Annotated in this window: 17 protein-coding genes; 12 read left to right on the top strand and 5 right to left on the bottom strand. The window is 72.0% G+C overall.

Annotated features, from left to right (window positions below; genetic code table 11):
• The first annotated feature begins 275 nt into the window (after positions 1–275).
• Both JOD64_RS09420 and rsrA read left to right on the top strand, forming a co-directional pair.
• On the top strand, positions 276–1103 hold the full coding sequence (locus tag JOD64_RS09420) for a sigma-70 family RNA polymerase sigma factor (protein WP_204941888.1): 828 nt from the start codon (positions 276–278) through the stop codon (positions 1101–1103).
• Between the two features lies 1 nt (position 1104).
• A complete protein-coding gene (rsrA, locus tag JOD64_RS09415; protein WP_030336658.1) occupies positions 1105–1392 on the top strand; it encodes a mycothiol system anti-sigma-R factor in 288 nt (95 codons plus the stop codon).
• Positions 1393–1515: 123 nt separating this feature from the next.
• Here the strand turns inward: rsrA and JOD64_RS33915 are convergent, their stop codons facing one another.
• Positions 1516–1590: a 50S ribosomal protein bL37 gene (locus JOD64_RS33915; protein ID WP_369814844.1), complete on the bottom strand. Its 75-nt coding sequence runs from the start codon at positions 1588–1590 to the stop codon at positions 1516–1518.
• A 221-nt stretch (positions 1591–1811) separates the two neighbouring features.
• Here JOD64_RS33915 and JOD64_RS09405 point away from each other — a divergent pair, with 221 nt between their 5' ends.
• Together JOD64_RS09405 and JOD64_RS09400 are read left to right on the top strand one after the other, a co-directional pair.
• Positions 1812–2033: a biotin/lipoyl-binding carrier protein gene (locus tag JOD64_RS09405; protein WP_184188239.1), complete on the top strand. Its 222-nt coding sequence runs from the start codon at positions 1812–1814 to the stop codon at positions 2031–2033.
• Positions 2030–2539, top strand: a complete 510-nt coding sequence (locus JOD64_RS09400; protein ID WP_204941886.1) for a GNAT family N-acetyltransferase — start codon at positions 2030–2032, stop codon at positions 2537–2539. Before JOD64_RS09405 ends, JOD64_RS09400 begins: the two co-directional genes overlap by 4 nt.
• Positions 2540–2600: 61 nt before the next feature.
• Here JOD64_RS09400 and JOD64_RS09395 read toward each other — a convergent pair whose 3' ends face one another.
• Complete coding sequence (locus JOD64_RS09395) at positions 2601–3182, bottom strand: TetR/AcrR family transcriptional regulator (RefSeq protein WP_204941885.1); 582 nt, start codon at positions 3180–3182, stop codon at positions 2601–2603.
• Positions 3183–3294: 112 nt separating this feature from the next.
• Between JOD64_RS09395 and JOD64_RS09390 the strand changes: the two genes are divergently transcribed.
• Positions 3295–4881 (top strand): MDR family MFS transporter, encoded by a 1587-nt coding sequence (locus tag JOD64_RS09390; RefSeq protein ID WP_204941884.1) that lies wholly within the window; start codon positions 3295–3297, stop codon positions 4879–4881.
• Between the two features lie 169 nt (positions 4882–5050).
• On the opposite strand, the gene JOD64_RS09385 is transcribed toward JOD64_RS09390, so the two are convergent.
• The gene (locus tag JOD64_RS09385) at positions 5051–6880 is read right to left on the bottom strand and encodes a tetratricopeptide repeat protein (RefSeq protein WP_204941883.1); all 1830 of its coding nucleotides are present in this window, start codon (positions 6878–6880) and stop codon (positions 5051–5053) included.
• Positions 6881–7069: 189 nt separating this feature from the next.
• Here JOD64_RS09385 and JOD64_RS09380 point away from each other — a divergent pair, with 189 nt between their 5' ends.
• Together JOD64_RS09380 and JOD64_RS09375 are read left to right on the top strand one after the other, a co-directional pair.
• Entirely contained in the window at positions 7070–8101 is a 1032-nt protein-coding gene (locus JOD64_RS09380) for an SIS domain-containing protein (protein WP_204945992.1), read from the top strand.
• Between the two features lie 25 nt (positions 8102–8126).
• Positions 8127–9725 carry a PAS domain-containing sensor histidine kinase gene (locus JOD64_RS09375; RefSeq protein ID WP_204941882.1) on the top strand — a complete coding sequence of 533 codons (1599 nt, stop codon included), beginning with the start codon at positions 8127–8129 and terminating at the stop codon, positions 9723–9725.
• A 58-nt stretch (positions 9726–9783) separates the two neighbouring features.
• Here JOD64_RS09375 and JOD64_RS09370 read toward each other — a convergent pair whose 3' ends face one another.
• Positions 9784–11292, bottom strand: a complete 1509-nt coding sequence (locus JOD64_RS09370) for a glycosyltransferase family 39 protein (protein WP_204941881.1) — start codon at positions 11290–11292, stop codon at positions 9784–9786.
• 36 nt (positions 11293–11328) lie between these two features.
• The gene (locus JOD64_RS09365) at positions 11329–12354 is read right to left on the bottom strand and encodes an aldo/keto reductase family protein (RefSeq protein WP_204941880.1); all 1026 of its coding nucleotides are present in this window, start codon (positions 12352–12354) and stop codon (positions 11329–11331) included.
• Between the two features lie 62 nt (positions 12355–12416).
• Here JOD64_RS09365 and JOD64_RS33750 point away from each other — a divergent pair, with 62 nt between their 5' ends.
• From JOD64_RS33750 to JOD64_RS09340, 5 genes are all read left to right on the top strand, one after another.
• Complete coding sequence (locus tag JOD64_RS33750; protein ID WP_204941879.1) at positions 12417–13328, top strand: ArsR/SmtB family transcription factor; 912 nt, start codon at positions 12417–12419, stop codon at positions 13326–13328.
• A gap of 293 nt (positions 13329–13621) precedes the next feature.
• Complete coding sequence (locus JOD64_RS09355) at positions 13622–15334, top strand: nitrite/sulfite reductase (protein WP_204941878.1); 1713 nt, start codon at positions 13622–13624, stop codon at positions 15332–15334.
• The gene (locus tag JOD64_RS09350) at positions 15331–15492 is read left to right on the top strand and encodes a hypothetical protein (RefSeq protein ID WP_167393614.1); all 162 of its coding nucleotides are present in this window, start codon (positions 15331–15333) and stop codon (positions 15490–15492) included. Before JOD64_RS09355 ends, JOD64_RS09350 begins: the two co-directional genes overlap by 4 nt.
• Entirely contained in the window at positions 15489–16250 is a 762-nt protein-coding gene (locus JOD64_RS09345; protein ID WP_204941877.1) for a phosphoadenylyl-sulfate reductase, read from the top strand. Before JOD64_RS09350 ends, JOD64_RS09345 begins: the two co-directional genes overlap by 4 nt.
• Positions 16232–17044, top strand: coding sequence for a sirohydrochlorin chelatase (locus JOD64_RS09340; RefSeq protein ID WP_372434109.1), 813 nt, complete (start codon positions 16232–16234; stop codon positions 17042–17044). Before JOD64_RS09345 ends, JOD64_RS09340 begins: the two co-directional genes overlap by 19 nt.
• The last annotated feature ends 24 nt before the right edge of the window (positions 17045–17068 follow it).

Here is a 17068-nt window from a genome sequence, read left to right as displayed (position 1 = left end):
CGCGGCCGGCCGACCCCGGCTCGCCCAGGCGACCGGCGGCCGGCCGACCCCGGCTCGCCCGGGCGACCGTTTCCGGTGCCGGGCGCGGGTCGTTGCATCCGTTGGTGCCGTCGGCCCGAACCGGACAGGCGATACCAGTCCTCCCAGGCCCTTCCTGGTCCCAGCGCCGGCCGCCGTCGGGGCCGGGGCCAGGAACGGGGAGGGCGGGCCGGAATGCCCCAGTGGTCATCTCGCGTTACAACCCCCGGACGACTTTTCTGCGAGGGGGGTGCACGGTGCCAACCGAGACACGGAGCCTGGAACGGGACGAGCGGGACGCCCGGCAGCTGAAGCGGCTGTTGGCTGGCCCGGATTGGCCCGCGACGGCGGGACCGGGCGGAGTGGGTGCCGTGAGCACGGGCACACCGACCGGAAGTGAATCTACGGGTAGGTCCGTGCGCGTATCCTCGGCGGGGAAGCATCCGACGCGAGGGGATGTGCGGTTGACCACCGAGAAGACGGACGAGCGCAGGGCCCGATTCGAGCGGGACGCGATGCCATTCGTCGATCAGCTCTACGCTGCTGGGCTGCGGATGACACGCAACCCGGCGGATGCCGAGGACCTGGTCCAGGAGACCTACCTGAAGGCGTACGCAGCCTTCCACCAGTTTGAGCAGGGCACGAACCTGAAGGCCTGGCTCTACCGGATCCTGACCAACACCTACATCAACTCCTACCGCAAGCGGCAGCGCCAGCCGATCCAGGCGCCCACCGAGGAGATCACCGACTGGCAGCTCGCCGAGGCCGAGTCGCACACCTCCAGTGGGCTGCGCTCCGCCGAGACCGAGGCGCTGGACCGGCTGCCGGACAGCGACGTCAAGGAGGCCCTCCAGCAGTTGCCGGAGGAGTTCCGCCTGGCCGTCTACCTCACCGATGTCGAGGGCTTCTCGTACAAGGAGGTCGCGGACATCATGGGCACGCCGATCGGCACCGTGATGTCGCGTCTGCACCGGGGCCGTCGTAATCTGCGCAAGCTGCTCGAGCGCTACGCCGGGGAGCGGGGCTTCAGTGCGGCCCGCTCGTCGAAGGGTTCGAACGCCGCCGCTGCCGGCCGGGAGGTGTGACGTGAGCTGTGGGGAGCCGCACGAGACGGATTGCCGCGAAGTGCTCGCGGAGGTCTACCTCTACCTGGATCTGGAGTGCGCCGACGAGCGGCGCTCGCTGATCCGGCACCACCTGGACGAGTGCGGGCCCTGCCTGCGCGAGTACGGGTTGGAGCAGGAGGTGCGGGCGCTGGTGGCTCGTTGCTGCGGCAACGAGACCGCGCCGGACGAGCTGCGTGAGCGACTGCGGGTCAAGCTCACCGAGTTGGTGGTCTTCGAGACCAGTGATTCCCGCGAGCTGGCCGACTGAGCGTCGGTCCTGTCTGACGGACCAAGACCGGTGGCCCGGGTCGATGTCGACCCGGGCCACCGGTGTATCCGGCGTTGGCCGGGTCGGGCTGATCGGTGACGGGCCGCCGGCCCGCCGACCCGTTCAGGAGTTGGGACGCTTGCCGTGGTTCGCGGCGCTCTTCTTACGGGCCTTCTTCTTGCGGGACTTCTTCGCCATGCTGACCTCCTCGTGATGGGTCGGATCCGTTCTGCGGACGACCTCGGCGCCGGTGTGCCCACCGGCGGTCCGGCATCGGGTCCGACCCGCTGATGGTAGTGCGGTCGACACCCGCCGCCTTCCCCAGGGCGGGCGCGCTATCCCGGCCGTGCCGCTGCGCGCCCACCGGCGGCAGCCGCATGATTGGATACGTCGGCAGGCACATCGCGAAAAGGGAGGGCCTGGACATGGCCGAGGAGATCCGCGCCGAGATGGTGGCGAACGTCTGGAAGGTCGTCGCCACGGCAGGGGACACCGTGACCGAGGGCGACACCCTGGTGATCCTCGAGTCGATGAAGATGGAGATCCCGGTCATCGCCGAGTCCGATGGTGTGATCCAGCAGCTCGCCGTGCACGAGGGCGACGTCGTGCAGGACGGCGACCTCATTGCGGTGATCGCTTGAGTGGGCTACGGGTTCGTCCTGCCGAGCCGGCCGACTTCCCGGCGGTGGCCCGGCTGACCGTGGCCGCCTACGAGGCGGACGGCCAGCTCAAGGGCGAACACGGGTACGGCACGGTGCTGGCCGACGTGTCGACCCGGGCCGTCAGCGGCGAGGTGCTGGTCGCGGTCGACGAGGTGACCGACGCGGTGCTCGGCTCGGTGACCTTCGTGCTGCCGGGCACCCCGTTCGCCGAGTTGTCCGGGCCTGGCGAGGCGGAGTTCCGGATGCTCGCGGTCGACCCGGGGGCTCAGGGGCGGGGTGTCGGTGCTGCGCTGGCCAAGGCCTGTGTCGAACGCGCGGCCGAGCTGGGCTGCACGGCGGTCGTGATCTGCGTCCGGGCCGGGATGGCCGAGTCGGCGCACCGGCTCTACTCGCGGCTCGGTTTCGTCCGTGCGCCGGAGAAGGATTGGTCGCCGGCGGCGGACGTCGACCTGCTCGGCCTGCGACTGGACCTGACGCGCGGCTGACCCGCCGTCGAGGCGATCAGCCCAGGTTGGTCGGGCTCGCGCCCCGGTCGGGCTCCGCGAGCTAGTTGTGCTCCGCGGGCTCCGAGCCGATGGCGGCCAACAACTCGTCGGCCACCTCCAGGGCGAGCTTGCGGCGTTCGTCGTCGCTGATGTGCGGTGCGCGCACTGCGAACCAGCTGGTGTGCACCGCAAAGATCGACAGCGCGGCGCGAAGTTGCGCGGCGGGGGAGTCGTCGCCCCGGCAGAGCGCGTCGGCCAGCTCCAACATCCGACCGCGCATCTTCTGGCCGGAGGAGAGGCTCTTGAGCGCGGTCTGGTTCTGCTCGAAGAAGCGCATCACCGACGGCTGGGTCCCGTCGAACATCGTGTCGGCGTACCGGGAGATCAGCTCGCGCCGGGTGGCCAGGGTGGCGGGCTGCGTAGCGCCCCAGGCGATCAGTGCGTCCATCCCCTCCAGCCGGTCCTCGACGAAGCTGGCGACGATGTCGTCCTTGCTCTTGAAGTGGTAGTAGAGCGCCGCCTTGGTGACATTGAGGCGCTCGGCGATTTCCCGGAGCGAGGTCTTCTCGTACCCCTGCTCGGTGAAGAGTTCGAGCGCGACGGCCTTGATCCGCTCCCGCGTCCCGCCTGTGCTCTCCCTCACTCACGCCCCCTAATCAGCTTGACCGCCGCTTGCTACCCAACTTACCGTGCGGCTAGTAAGGTGACTAGCCGGGCGGCAAGTAAGTGTGGCAATTCTCGGGGGGAGCTTACCCATGACTCAGGCAACCCAGACCGGCGTACGACCCAACAACATACGGGTCGTGCTGTTCGGTCTGATGATCGCGATGATGCTCGCGATGCTCGACAACATGATCGTCAGCACCGCGCTACCGCGGATCGTCGGCGAATTCGGCGGCCTCAACCACTTCACCTGGGTGGTTACCGCGTACGTTCTGGGCACCACCGTCTCTACCCCGATCTGGGGCAAGCTCGGTGACCTCTACGGCCGCAAGTCGGTCTTCCTCACCTCGGTCGTGATCTTCATCGTCGGCTCGGCCCTCTGTGGCATGGCCGGCTCCGCGATGCTCGGCGGCCCGCAGGACGGCATGGTTCAGCTCATCGCCTTCCGCGCCGTGCAGGGCCTCGGTGCCGGTGGGCTCATGGTCGGCGTGATGGCGATCATCGGTGACCTGGTCCCGCCCCGCGAGCGTGGGCGCTACCAGGGCATGATCGCCGGCATCATGGCCATCGCCATGGTCGCCGGCCCGCTGGCCGGTGGCTTCATCACCGATCACCTCTCCTGGCGCTGGGCGTTCTACGTGAACCTGCCGCTGGGTGGGGTCGCGCTGCTCGTGCTGATCAGCACCATGCACTTGCCGAAGTACCGCACCGAGCACCGGATCGACTGGCTCGGCGCCGGGCTGCTCTCGGTCGGCATCACCGCGATCGTGCTCATCACCACCTGGGGTGGCAACGAGTACGACTGGACGTCACCGCAGATCCTCGGCCTGGCCGTGCTGGCCGCGCTCGCGTTGGTGGCCTTCGGCCTGGTGGAGCGCCGGGTCCAGGAGCCGATCCTCCCGTTGGCGCTCTTCGCCAACCGCAACTTCGCGCTGATCTCGGTGATCGGCTTCCTGCTCGGCTTCGCGATGTTCGGCGCGATGAACTTCCTGCCGCTCTACCAGCAGACCGTGCAGGGAGCGTCGGCGACCAACAGTGGTCTGCTGCTGCTGCCCCTGATGTTCGGCATGTTGGTCGTCTCGCTGGTCATCGGCCGGGCGATCACCAGGAACGGCAAGTACCGGGCGTACCCGATCATCGGTGGTGTGGTGATGACCGGGGGCATGGCACTGCTGTCCATGCTCGACACCGACACCAGCAAGCTGATGTCCTCGCTGTACATGGTCGTGCTCGGCGTCGGCATGGGCTTCCTCATGCAGACGTCGATGCTGGTCGCGCAGAACAGCGTGGAGCAGAAGGACCTTGGCGCGGCCAGTGGCGCGGCGACGTTCTTCCGGTCGATCGGCGGCTCGTTCGGCATCTCGCTGTTCGGCGCGATCTTCGCCAACCGGTTGGCCAGCTCCGAGGGTGGCCGGGCATTCGGTGGCGGCGACGCCGGCGCCGGGATGGACCTGGAGAAGCTCAAGGACCTGCCCGCCCAGGCGCGCGAGGCGGTGCTCGGCGGTCTCTCCGACGCGATCTCGCACGTCTTCCTCTGGGCGGTGCTGTTCACCATCGTGATCCCGGTGCTCGCCTGGTTCATCAAGGAGATCCCGCTGCGTACCGCCAACGAGGCGCCGCCGCAGGCCACTCCGGAGGAGCAAGCCGAGATCGCCCTCGGCAAGGCCCCCGTCGCCTGACCTGCACCCTTCCTCCGCGCCGCGCCAGCCCGTCAGGGCCGGCGCGGCGCGCTGCTTTCCCCGCGATCTTGCACTTCCTGCCCCGATATAAGCCCTGTTTCCGACAAACCGACGACAGCAAGTGCAAGATCGACGGGGCGCGGCGCGGGGGTGCGGGATGGGGCGGGGGTCAGGGGTGGCGGGTTAGGCGTTGCCAGAGGCGACGGAGGGGGTTGCGGGGGCGGGGAAGTTGGGAGGACCGCGCGTTGAGCAGTTCGGTGGCGAGCGCCGCGGTGGCCGGGTCCAGCTCCGGGGCGGCAAGCGCCAGGTGAGCCAGTGAGACGGCGATCGGGACCGGTCGGACCCGCGCCACGGCGGCCGCGTCGGCGAGCCGGTCCGCCACCACCCGCGCCACGTCCGGTCGTACCGAGGGATCCACCCAGGCGGCGGTGATCAGAGCGAACAGCGCTGCCTCGGTGACCCAGTCCTCCACGTCCCAGATCAGGTCGAGCAGCACACGGCGTCGGGTCGACCCCTCCCACGGCTCGTCGGTGCGATGGTGCAGCAGCCCCAGGCAGGCCCACACCTGCACACCACGGACCCAGACCGACGGGTCGTGGGCGGCCAGCAGCCGACCCACCGCGTTGGCTGGCGCCGCCGGTGGGTGCACCAGCAGGCCGAGCAGGTCGGCAACGTCGAGGCCAGCCAGGCCCACCGCTGCGTCGTACGCCGCCGGTGGGTGCGGCCACGCCGGGTGAGCGATCTGCCCGATCCGTTCGACCGCCGTCGCCGAGGGCGCCGGCAGTGCGGGCGTGGGGACGTTGTCCGCGTAGTGCCACAACCGCTGGGCGGACGGGCGGCGCGGCTCGCGGGGGTCCGGCGCCGGCGTTCCGACGACGTCGATCCGCAGCCCGGGGGCGGTGGACGTCGCCGTCCGGACGGCGCTCGGCGGGGCGGCGGCGGGTAGGCGTACGGCGCTGCCGAGACCGTTGTCGTCGTCGGCCACCGCCTGGCGCATCGCGTCGACAAGTGGACCGCCGGCCGGGGTCAGTTGGCCGAGCCAGGGTCGGCCCCGGCAGCACTGGGCCAGGTCACCGTGCTCATGGCTGTCGTCAGGGTGGTCGCGGACGAAGTCGGCGAGCGCGACCAGATGGGCCAGGTCGCCGTCGCGCAGGTGCCGCAGGCGGTGGGCGGTGTGCACCGCGCAGTCGAACGACGGGTCGCGCGCCAGCGCCCGCTCGGTCCACTCCAGCGCCTCGTCCAACCGGCCGATCTCGGCCAGGGTGCCGGCGATGTCCGCGTAGATCGCCAGGTCGTCGGGGTCCAGCTCCACGGCCCGACCGAGGGCTGCGAGGCCGTCGCGCGTCCGGCCCGCGCTGCGGTACGCGTACCCGAGCCAGACCTCGCCCATCTTCGATGGTTGTGCGCGTACCCCTCGGGTGGCCCAGCGGACCGCCAGCGCGACTTCGCCGAGACGCCGGGCCAGCGCGGACGCCGCGCCCAGCAGCAGACCGTGCTCGGGGTGGACGGTGACCGCGTTGTGGGCCAGCGTGAGGTACGGCGTGAGGGCGGCCTGGCCGGCCCGCGGCACCGGGTCGGGCAGCGCGGTGCAGACCTGCATGAGGATGCGGGCGATGTGCTCCGGGGTCAGCCGTTCGGCCAACTCCGGCGCGGTGACCCACGGAACGCCGGCCCACTGGGTGCCCGGCGCGTACGCGGTTGCCGCGGCCAGCAGCTCCAACCCTTCGGCGGGGCGGCCGGCGGCGGCGAGCAGATGGGCGCGGGCGACGACCGCGCCCACGAAGGTGTGGTGGTTGATCGGGAAGAGGTCGAGGCCACCGCCGCTCGCCGTGGCGAGCCGCGCCAGAGTCTCGTGCACCTCCGGGAGGGTGGGGGCCTGTGCCAACGCGCTGGCGAGGTGGCCGGCGGCGTGGTGCAGGTCGCCCTCGTCGAGTGCCAGCCGGGCCAGCGCCAGCTCCTCCGTCGCGGAGAGCGCGGGATCGTCCGTTCCCTCGGGCACGTCGTCCTCTCGTGGCAGCTAGACCGGGTGCAGCGGGTAAAGCTTAGTTGATGTTGAGATCAACTGGTGATCACCTGCGCAGTCCTGCTCGTTCGATTGCTGAGATACGCTTAAAAGTGCAAGACTGAGCAAGAACCGCGCGGCAATCGCGCAGGGGGAGGGGTTTCCGTGACACGTGCAGGGGCTGGAATGGCCGCCGACATCGACGAGCAGCCGGCGGGCTACGCGCGCCTGCTCTCCGCTGCCAACGCCGCCGAGATCGCCCGGGTGGCGGCGGTCATCGCGGAACGTCGGCCACGGCACGTGGTCTTCACCGCCCGGGGCACCTCCGATCACGCGGCGCTCTACGGGGCGTACCTGACCGAGATCCGGCTCGGCCTGCCCGCCGGCCTCGCCTCGCCCAGCGCGGTCACCCTGTTCGGCGCCCGCCCCGACCTGTCCGACGCGCTGGTCGTCGGGGTCAGCCAGAGCGGCGGGTCGCCCGACCTGGCCGAGGTGCTGCGCGCTGCCCGCGCCTCCGGGGCGCTGACCCTCGCGGTGACCAACGCGCCAGGCTCACCCCTGGTCGACGTGGCCGAGCTGAGCATCGACATCGCCGCCGGGCACGAACGGGCGGTGGCCGCCACCAAGACGTACACCGCGGAACTGCTCGCCCTGCTGATGTTGGTGGAGGGCATCCGGGCCGGCGACGGCGTGCTCCCGGCGGCCGAACGCGAGGCGCTCGACGCCCTGCCCGAGCTGGCCGCCCGCACCTTGACCGACGGCACCCCGGCCCAGCTCGCGCCGCGCTACCGGTTCGCCCGCCAACTGGTAACCACCGGCCGGGGGTACGCCTACCCGACCGCCCGGGAGGCCGCGTTGAAGCTGATGGAAACCTCGTACCTGCCGGCGCTCGCCTTCTCCGGCGCCGACCTGCTGCACGGCCCGCTCGCGATGACCGACCCGGAGGTCCCGGTGCTCGCCCTGGTCGGCTCCGGCCCAGGTGGACGGTCGATGGGGGAGGTGCTGCCCCGCCTCGGCGAACGCCGCGCCGACGTCGTGGTGGTCGGCTCCGCCGACGTGCCGGGCGCCACCCGGCTGGCCGTTCCGGAGGTCGACGAGCGGTACGCCCCGCTGCTGGACATCCTGCCGTTGCAGCGGTTGGCGCTGGCCCTGGCGCTCACCCGAGGTGAGGACCCGGACGCGCCGCGCGGGTTGAAGAAGGTCACCGCGACGATGTGAGGCCCGGCGTGGCACCCTGGTCACCGTGTCCACGCTGCGCGACCTCGCCGAGGAGCACACCCATCTCCGTCCGGCCGACATCGACCACCTGCACCGGATCGCCGGCGACTGGCAGTTGCTCTCCGATCTGTCCTTCGCTGACCTGCTGCTCTGGGTGCCGGTCGACGCCGACGGCACGTTTCTCTGCGTCGCCCAGGTCCGCCCGACCACCGCACCCACCGCCTACCAGGACGACCAGGTGGGGCGGATCGTCGGGGGGCCGGAGGTGGCTCACCTGGGAGTGGCGTACTCGCAGGGCCGGATCTGGCGAGAGGGCGACCCGGTCTGGTACGGCGACGTACCCGCCCGGCACGAGGCGATTCCGGTCCGTCTGCGCACCGCCGAGGGTGAGGCCGGTGAGGTCATCGCCGTGGTGGGCCGGGACACCAACCTCTCCACCGCGCGTACCCCCAGCCAGCTGGAACTCAACTACCTGACCACGGCCGACGACCTGGCCCAGATGATCGCGGACGGCACCTTCCCGCCACCCCGGCACCCGGGTGAGACCACCTCCGCGCCCCGGGTCGGTGACGGCCTGGTGCGGCTGGACGCCGGGGGCAAGGTCACCTACGCGAGCCCGAACGCGCAGTCGGCGTACCGGCGGTTGGGTTACGCCTCCCACCTGGTGGGCGAAGACCTGGCCGCGCTGCACCGCCGGCTCGCCGGCGACCCGCTGGACGGCACCGAAGCGGCGAACGGCATCCTGGCCGCGCTGCGCGGTGAGGCGCCGCCCCGACGGGAGATCGACGCACGTGGCGCGACGATGCTCACCCGGGCGCTGCCACTGATGCCCGCCGGGGTGCCGATCGGCGCGCTCGTGCTGGTGCGGGACATCACCGAGGTCCGCCGCCGCGACCGGGCACTGATCACCAAGGACGCCACGATCCGGGAGATCCACCACCGGGTGAAGAACAACCTCCAGACCGTGGCCGCGTTGCTGCGGTTGCAGGCCCGCCGGGTGGCCATGCCGGAGGCCAGGGTCGCCCTGGAGGAATCGGTCCGCCGGGTCGCTTCGATCGCACTGGTGCACGAGACGCTCTCCATGTCCAGCGACGAGGCGGTCGAGTTCGACGGCATCGTCGACAGGGTGGCCAGCGCCGCGACCGAGGTGGCCGCGACCGAGGTGAGCGTCGGCATGCGCCGGCGGGGCAGCTTCGGTGTGCTGCCGGCGGAGATCGCGACCTCGCTGGTGATGGTCCTCAACGAGTTGCTGCTCAACGCCGTCGAGCACGGCTTCCCGCCGGCCGACGAGGCCGACGACGAACACGCCCCCGCCGTGGCCGGCCCTGATTTCGTACCGGCCGTCGTTCCGGAGGCCGATCCGTCGGTCCGACCGGAGGTGGTGGTGTCGGCGCACCGGTTCCGCAAGATGCTGCATGTCTCGGTGACGGACAACGGACGTGGGTTGCCGCCCGAATTCGACGCCGAACGCGGCAGCCGCCTCGGCCTGCAGATTGTCCGCGCACTGGTCACCGGGGAGCTGCGCGGCACCATCGAGCTGCGGGCCGGCGCCAACGGTGGCACCGAGGCGATGCTGGTCGTCCCGCTGGCCCGCAGCACCCACGAGGGCCGCTCGCAGGCCTGAGGCCCGCGGCCGGCAGGGCACGGGGTTCGACCGGGGCGGCAGACCGGGGCACGGTCGGTCAGCGGTCGGGGCGGCTGGTCAGCAGCGCGACGGTCAGGCCAGGGAACTGCCAGGTCTGGGCGACGGTGAAGTCCGCGCGTAACGCGTCGCCCTTGGTCCCGGTCACGGCGGCCAACGGCTCGGCGTGCCGGCCGGAGATGACCAGCCACACCCGTGTCGTACCAGCCAGGCACTGCGCCGGTTGGGGGCACTCGGCGGCCCACAGGTCACCCCGGCGCACCTCGTCCTCGGTGACCAGCACGTCCCTCGGTGGATCGTCGAGGTGGTACTCGACGCCGAGGTCGAGGAAGAGCCAGCTCTGCCGGGGTGAGTAGACCACCGCGTCACCCGGCCGCTGACCGTCTGCGATCACCCGCGCCGCGCCCGCGTAGTCCACCGGCGCGTTGCGCGGCCATTCGTGGGTCCGCCGCAGCGCGGTCTGGTCGGGCAGGCCGAGCAGCCCGGCCAGGACCACCACGACGAGCGCGGCCGGCGCGGCCACCGCGGCCAGCGCCGCGCCCGCCAGCAGGCAGACGAAGGGCACCACGAAGACCAGATACCGGGGTACCCACAGCGCCACGACCGTGCCGGCGGCGAAGAGCAGCAGCACGGGCAGCAGAACCGCGCTCACCGGCAGCAGGGCGCGCCGCCCGAGCCGGGCCGCGCCCAGTGCGGCGACCCCGACCAGCAGGCCGCCCACCACGCTGCTCTGGGTCACGCCGCCGGGCAGGGCGGTGAGGTCGTCCAGTCGAGCCAGGTCGACCCAGTTCAGCTGCCGAGACCGCTGGGTCCGCGCCTTGAGCAACAGTGGGCTGACCAGCAGCACGACCGGCACCACGGCGACCACCCACCGCCACACCCGCCGGTCCCGCTCAGCGCTGCGGTCGCCCGGGGCGGCGATGCCGGCCGCGACCGGGCCGCGCCACCAGGCGAGCAGGACGACCAGCGCGTGCGCGGCGAGCAGGGTGAGTGCGATCAGGTGGATGAGTCCGAGAGCGGCGACGGCGGCCGCGTACCCGGCCCAACGGGCCCAGCTCGGCCGGCGTAGAGCGCTCACCAGCAGCAGTGTGGCGAGCACCGCGAGCATGGTGGCCAACGCGTACGGGCGAGCCTCCTGCCCATAGCGCGACGTGCCGGGGAGCACCGCGAACAGCAGCCCGGCGAAGAGGCCGGTTCGTCGATCGACGAGCCGCGCGCCGAGCACCGCCAGCAACCCGGCGGCCACGGTCATCGCCAGCACGGCCGGTACGCGTAGGGCGATCGTGGAGTCGCCGACGATCGCGGTCCAGCCGTGCATCAGCAGGTAGTACGGCCCGGTCGCGGCGTCGATGGTGCCGGCCAGCCGGGCCAGGTCGTGCGGCGACCGGGTGGCCGCGCTCCAGGTCGCCAACTCGTCGCGCCAGAGCTGGGCGGAGCCCAGCCCGGTCAGGGTCACCGCCAGGGTCAGCAGCGCCGGGGCAAGCCAGACCGGCACGCGGCGCAGGTCGCCCCACGCCGCGCCGGTCGACTTCTCGGACAATGTGCCCACGGTCCGAGCCTGCCACGGCCATCCCGGTCGCGGGTATCAGCTGGCGGCAGGCGGTGGACGCCAGGCGGGCATCACGTCGTTCGGTCGGGCGGTCTTCGCCGGATCACGCTCGACGAGATCGCCGAGCACGGCGTCGATCCGTGCCATCAGCTCGTCGTCCAGTCGGACCGTGGTGGCCGCGGCCGTTTCGGCGAGCTGGTCGGGTCGCGACGCGCCGACGATCGCACTGGCCACCGTTGGACGGCGTAACACCCACGCCACCGCCAACTGGGCCATCGTGCAGTCGGCGGCCTCGGCGATCGACCGGAGCTGGCGTACCCGGGAGAGCAGCAGATCCGAGGAGTAGCGGGCGATGAACGACCCGCCGAAGCCGTCGGTGGCCCGGGAGCCGGCGGGCGGACGATGGCCGGGCTCGTACTTGCCGGTCAGCACGCCCATCGCGAGCGGCGACCAGGCGAGCTGACCCAGGCCGAGCTCGGCGCTGGCGGGCACCACCTCGGCCTCCACCACCCGCCACAGCATCGAGTACTGCGGCTGGTTGGCGATGAACGGGACGTTCAGGTCGGCGGCGAGCCGCAGGCCCGCACGCAGTTGCGCGGCGGTCCACTCGGAGGCGCCGATGTAGAGCACCTTGCCCTGGCGGACCAGATCGGCGAAGGCGGTCATCGTCTCCTCCAGCGGCACGGTGTCGTCGTACCGGTGTGCCTGGTAGAGGTCGACGTAGTCGGTGCCCAGCCGGCGCAGCGAGGCGTGGCAGCCCTCGATGATGTGCTTGCGGGACAGGCCGGCGTCGTTCGGCCCTGGGCCGACCGGAAGGTAGACCTTCGTGCACAGCTCGATCGAGCTGCGTCGGACGCCGCTCAACGCCTTGCCCAGCGCCTCCTCGGCCCGTCCCTGGGCGTACCGGTCCGCAGTGTCGAAGGTGGTGATGCCCGCGTCCAGGGCGACGGCCACGCAGGCAGCCGCCGCCCTGTCGTCGAGCTGGCTGCCGTGGGTGACCCAGTTGCCGTACGCGACCGCGCTCACGCGCAGGCCCGACCGGCCCAGTTGCCTGTATTCCATCCGAGGATCGTCCAGCGGTCGCGCGCTGTCGCCGAACCGTTCGAACGTGGTCGAATCTGTCGGTGATCGAGGTCCACTTCACGCCCGACGACCTGAGTCGGGTCCGGTTCGTGCACTCGCCGCTGGCTGAGCTGGTGGCCAGCACCTGGGCCTTGCGGAAGCCGGCGAAGTACTGGATGCACCGTCCGTGGCGGGAGCGTGCCGAGCGGCTGCTGCCGGGTGCCGGCCTGGAGCCGCTGTTGGCGGTGCTCAAGTCGTCCAACGGATACGTGCCGGACTTCCTCACCCCGATCGGGGTGGCGCCGAATCTGGCGGCCGAGCTGCGGGCGGTCGCCAGCACCGGCCCGACCCAGGTGCGGCGGCAACTGGACCGGGCCGGTGCACCCCGGCTGGCCCCGGACGAGCTGGTCGCGCAGCTCCGTCGCTACTTCACGCTGCTGATCGCGCCGGACTGGCCCCGGCTGCGAGCGCTCGCGCTGGCGGACATCCGGCGGCGGACTCTGCTCGCCGCCGAGCAGGGCGGGCGGACGCTGCTCCGCGAGCTGCACCCGTTGATCCGCTGGGACGGCGCGGCGCTGCAGGTCGCCGTCGGCACGACCCGGCCGGCCGATCAGAACGGGCGCCCGTGGACGCTGCTGCCCACCTCCTTCGCCGGGCCGACGGTGCACGCGATCATGGAGGGTGACGCCGGGCCGGCGCTCTGCTATCCACCCGGAGGGCTGGGCGGGCTGTGGACGTCGCCGCCGCCCAGCGCCGCGCTGGGCGCGCTGCTCGGCAGTACGCGGGCGGCGGCGCTGTCCGTACTCGACGCTCCGCTGAGCACCGGCGAGCTGGCCGCGATGTTGAGCCTCGCGCCGGCGACCGCGTCGCACCACCTCACCACGCTGCGGGACAACGGCCTGATCGCCGGCGTACGGCAGGGACGGGTGGTCCGCTATGCCCGAACTGTCCTCGGTGACCAGCTGGTCGGCTAGCCCCCGGCCCGTGATGTGGGATCTGGCACGTGGACATTGGCCGGCCCCCATGCGGTGTGGCAGCATGGCCCCATGACCGCCGCTGTCGTCCGCCGCTTCGTGGCCCGTCGCCACGTCGATTACGGCCGCGTGTTCAGCGCGATCTGTCCGGCCGACTGACGACGCCCGACCAATCCGTCTCGGGCGCGCTCCGCGCCGGCTGTCTGAAGACACCGTTGTCCCGCCCGCTTCGCCGGGCCGGCCGCCGCGCCCCGCGCACGCCCGAGGCACAGCAGACAACGGAGGACGCCGCGATGGCGGTCAGCAGCACCCCGGCCCGTCCCGAGGGCCCGACGGCCCGCCCGGCGCGGGCCCCGCGCCGCCCACGGGGTGAGGGTCAGTGGGCGCTCGGCCACCGCGAGCCGCTCAACCCCAACGAGCGGATCAAGAAGGACGACGACCCGCTGAACGTCCGGGCCCGAATCGAGACCATCTACGCCCACCGCGGCTTCGCCTCCATCGACCCGCAGGACCTGCGCGGCCGGTTCCGCTGGTGGGGCCTCTACACCCAGCGCAAAGCGGGCATCGACGGCGGGCGCACGGCCGTGCTGGAGCCGCACGAGCTGGAGGACGAGTTCTTCATGCTCCGGGTCCGCATCGACGGCGGCCAACTCAGCCTGGCCCAGTTGCGGGTGATCGCGGACATCTCCCGGCAGTTCGCGCGGGACACCGCCGACATCACCGACCGGCAGAACATCCAGTTCCACTGGATCCGGGTCGAGGACATGCCGGAGATCTGGCGCCGGCTGGAGTCGGTCGGCCTGCAAACCACCGAGGCGTGTGGCGACTGCCCGCGGATCGTGCTGGGCAGCCCGGTCGCCGGGGTGGCCCGCGACGAGATGCTCGACCCGACCCCGGCGGTCGACGAGATCGTCGCCCGGTACGTCGGGGACAAGCAGTTCTCCAACCTCCCCCGCAAGTTCAAGACGTCGATCTCCTGGCTGGTGGACACCCCGTACGAGTCGAACGACATCGCCTTCCTGGGCGTCGACCACCCCGAGCACGGTCCCGGCTTCGACGTCTGGGTCGGCGGGGGTCTCTCCACCAACCCGATGCTCGCCCAGCGGCTCGGCGTCTGGGTGCCGCTGGCCGAGGTACCCGACGTATGGGCCGGGGTGGTCGGGATCTTCCGCGACTACGGCTACCGCCGGCTGCGCAACCGGGCCCGGCTGAAGTTCCTGGTGGCCGACTGGGGTGTGGAGCGCTTCCGCGAGGTCCTGGAGAAGGACTACCTCGGCCGGACGTTGCTCGACGGCCCGGCACCGACCCTGCCGTCGAAGCCGGTCGACCACGTGGGCGTGCACGAGCAGGCCGACGGGCGGCACTACGTGGGCGCCGCCCCGGTCGTCGGGCGGGTCTCCGGCAAGCAGCTCGCCCAACTGGCCGACGTGGTCGAGGCGCACGGCAGCGACCGGGTACGACTCACCCCGTACCAGAAGCTGCTGGTGCTCGACGTGCCGACGGATCGGACGGAGTCGCTGGTCGACGCGCTGCGCGGCATCGGCTTGGAGGCCCGGCCGTCGGCGTGGCGGCGCGGCACGATGGCCTGCACCGGCATCGAGTACTGCAAGTTGGCCATCGTCGAGACGAAGGCCCGCGGTGAGGAGTTGGTGGCCCGGCTGGAGCAGCGGCTGCGCGACTTCGACGCCGACATCTCCATCCACATCAACGGCTGCCCGAACGCGTGCGCGCGTACCCAGGTGGCCGACATCGGGCTCAAGGGCCAGTTGGTGGTCGGCCCGGACGGTCGGCAGGTGGAGGGTTTCCAGGTGCACCTGGGCGGCGGGCTGGGCATGGCCCAGGGGCAGACCGCCGGCTTCGGCCGCAAGCTACGCGGCCTGAAGACCACCGCCGAGGAGCTTCCGGAGTACGTGGAACGGCTGGCCCGCCGTTACCTGGCCGGCCGGAGCGAGGGCGAGACTTTCGCCAACTGGGTGATCAGAGTCGACGAGGAGGAACTGCGGTGAGCAGCGAGAACCGAGCGGCACCTCTGTACTGCCCGTACTGCGGCGAGGAAGACCTGCGGCCGCACGAGGCGGGGCACGGCGCCTGGGAGTGCCACGCCTGCACCCGGGTCTTCTCGGTGAAGTTCACCGGGCTGCTCTCGCGGGCGGTGACCCGATGAGCCTCGTCTCCGCCACCGGCCTGCGCCTGGTCGGTCCGGGTGGTCCGACGCCGGCCGATCCGGCCCGGCGCAATCCGGACGAGCTGCGGTCGCTGGCCGAGCAGGCGGCTCGGGACCTGGAGGGCGCCCCGGCGCTGGAGATCGCCCGCTGGGCGGCGCAGACCTTCGGGGACAGGTTCTGCGTCACCAGTTCGATGGCCGATGCCGTGCTGGCCCACCTGGTGTCCCGGGTGGCCCCGGGGGTGGACGTGGTCTTCCTCGACACCGGCCTGCACTTCCCCGAGACGCTACGGGTGCGCGACGAGGTCGCCCGCACGCTCCCGGTGAACGTCCGGTCGATCCGGCCCCGGCTCACCGTCGGCCAGCAGGACGGCCAGTACGGCCCCCGGCTGTTCAACAAGTCACCGGACGACTGCTGTCAGTTGCGCAAGGTGGAGCCGCTGGAGCGGGCACTGACCGGGTACGACGCCTGGGCCGCGGGCCTGCGTCGGGACGAGTCGCCGACCCGGGCCAACACACCGGTGGTGACCTTCGACGCGCGGCGCGCCAAGGTCAAGGTCAACCCGATCGCGGCGTGGTCCCAGGGGGACGTGGACGCCTACATCGCCCGCTTCAACGTGCCGGTCAACGAGCTGTTCAAGCAGGGCTACGGGTCGATCGGCTGCTGGCCGTGCACGCGCCGGACCAAGGCGGGCGAGGACGCGCGGGCCGGCCGTTGGGCCATGTTCGAGAAGACCGAGTGCGGGCTGCACGTCTGACCTCCCCGGCGACGACCCCCACCGGCCCCTCGGCGGTCGGCGGGGCCGACCCGGTGGTGCTGGTCGCGCACGGCAGCCGTGATCCACGAGCGGCCGACGCCACCCGGGCGCTGGCCCAGGCCGTGTCGGCCGCCCGGCCGGGCACCCCGGTGTGGGCGAGCTGGCTGGACCACACCGAGCCGGGGCCGACCGAGGTGCTGCGCGACCTGGCGGTGGCCGGCCACCGCCGGGCGGTGCTGGTGCCGCTGCTGCTGACCGCCGCGTACCACCATCGGGTGGACATTCCGGCGGCGGTCGCCGCGGCGGCGCAGGCCGGGCCACCGCTGGCGGTACGGGTGACCGACGTGCTCGGCCCGGCGGACGGGACGGTCGACCCTGGGCTGCTGGCCGGGCTGCGCCGTCGACTCGGTGAGGCGCAGCCGGGCCGGTTCGACGCACTGGTGTTGGCCGCTGCGGGCACCAGGGACGCGCGGGCGCGCCGTTCGGTGGGCCGGGTTGCGGATGCTCTCGGCGAGGAGTTCGGGGTGCCCTGCCGGGTGGCGTACGCCTCGGCGGCTCCACCGGCGGCCGGCGTGGCGGTGTCCCGGCTGCGGGCGGCCGGCGCACGCCGGGTCGCGGTGTCCGCGTACTTCCTGGCGCCGGGTCTGTTCCACGATGCGGTGACCGAGGCTGCCCGCAGGGCCGGCGCGGTGGCGGTCGCCGCGCCGTTGACCGACGCACCGGAGTTGGTCGGGTTGGTGCTGCGCCGGGTCGATGACCAGCCCGACGGGCGCGGAGTGACACCGTCAGGGTGACGGCGCGAAAGTTCTTGTGCCGGG

The organism is Micromonospora luteifusca (assembly GCF_016907275.1).
GTDB lineage: Bacteria > Actinomycetota > Actinomycetes > Mycobacteriales > Micromonosporaceae > Micromonospora > Micromonospora luteifusca.
The sequence above is the reverse complement of the archived record's forward strand: the minus strand, read 5'-3'. Positions and strand labels throughout refer to the sequence as shown.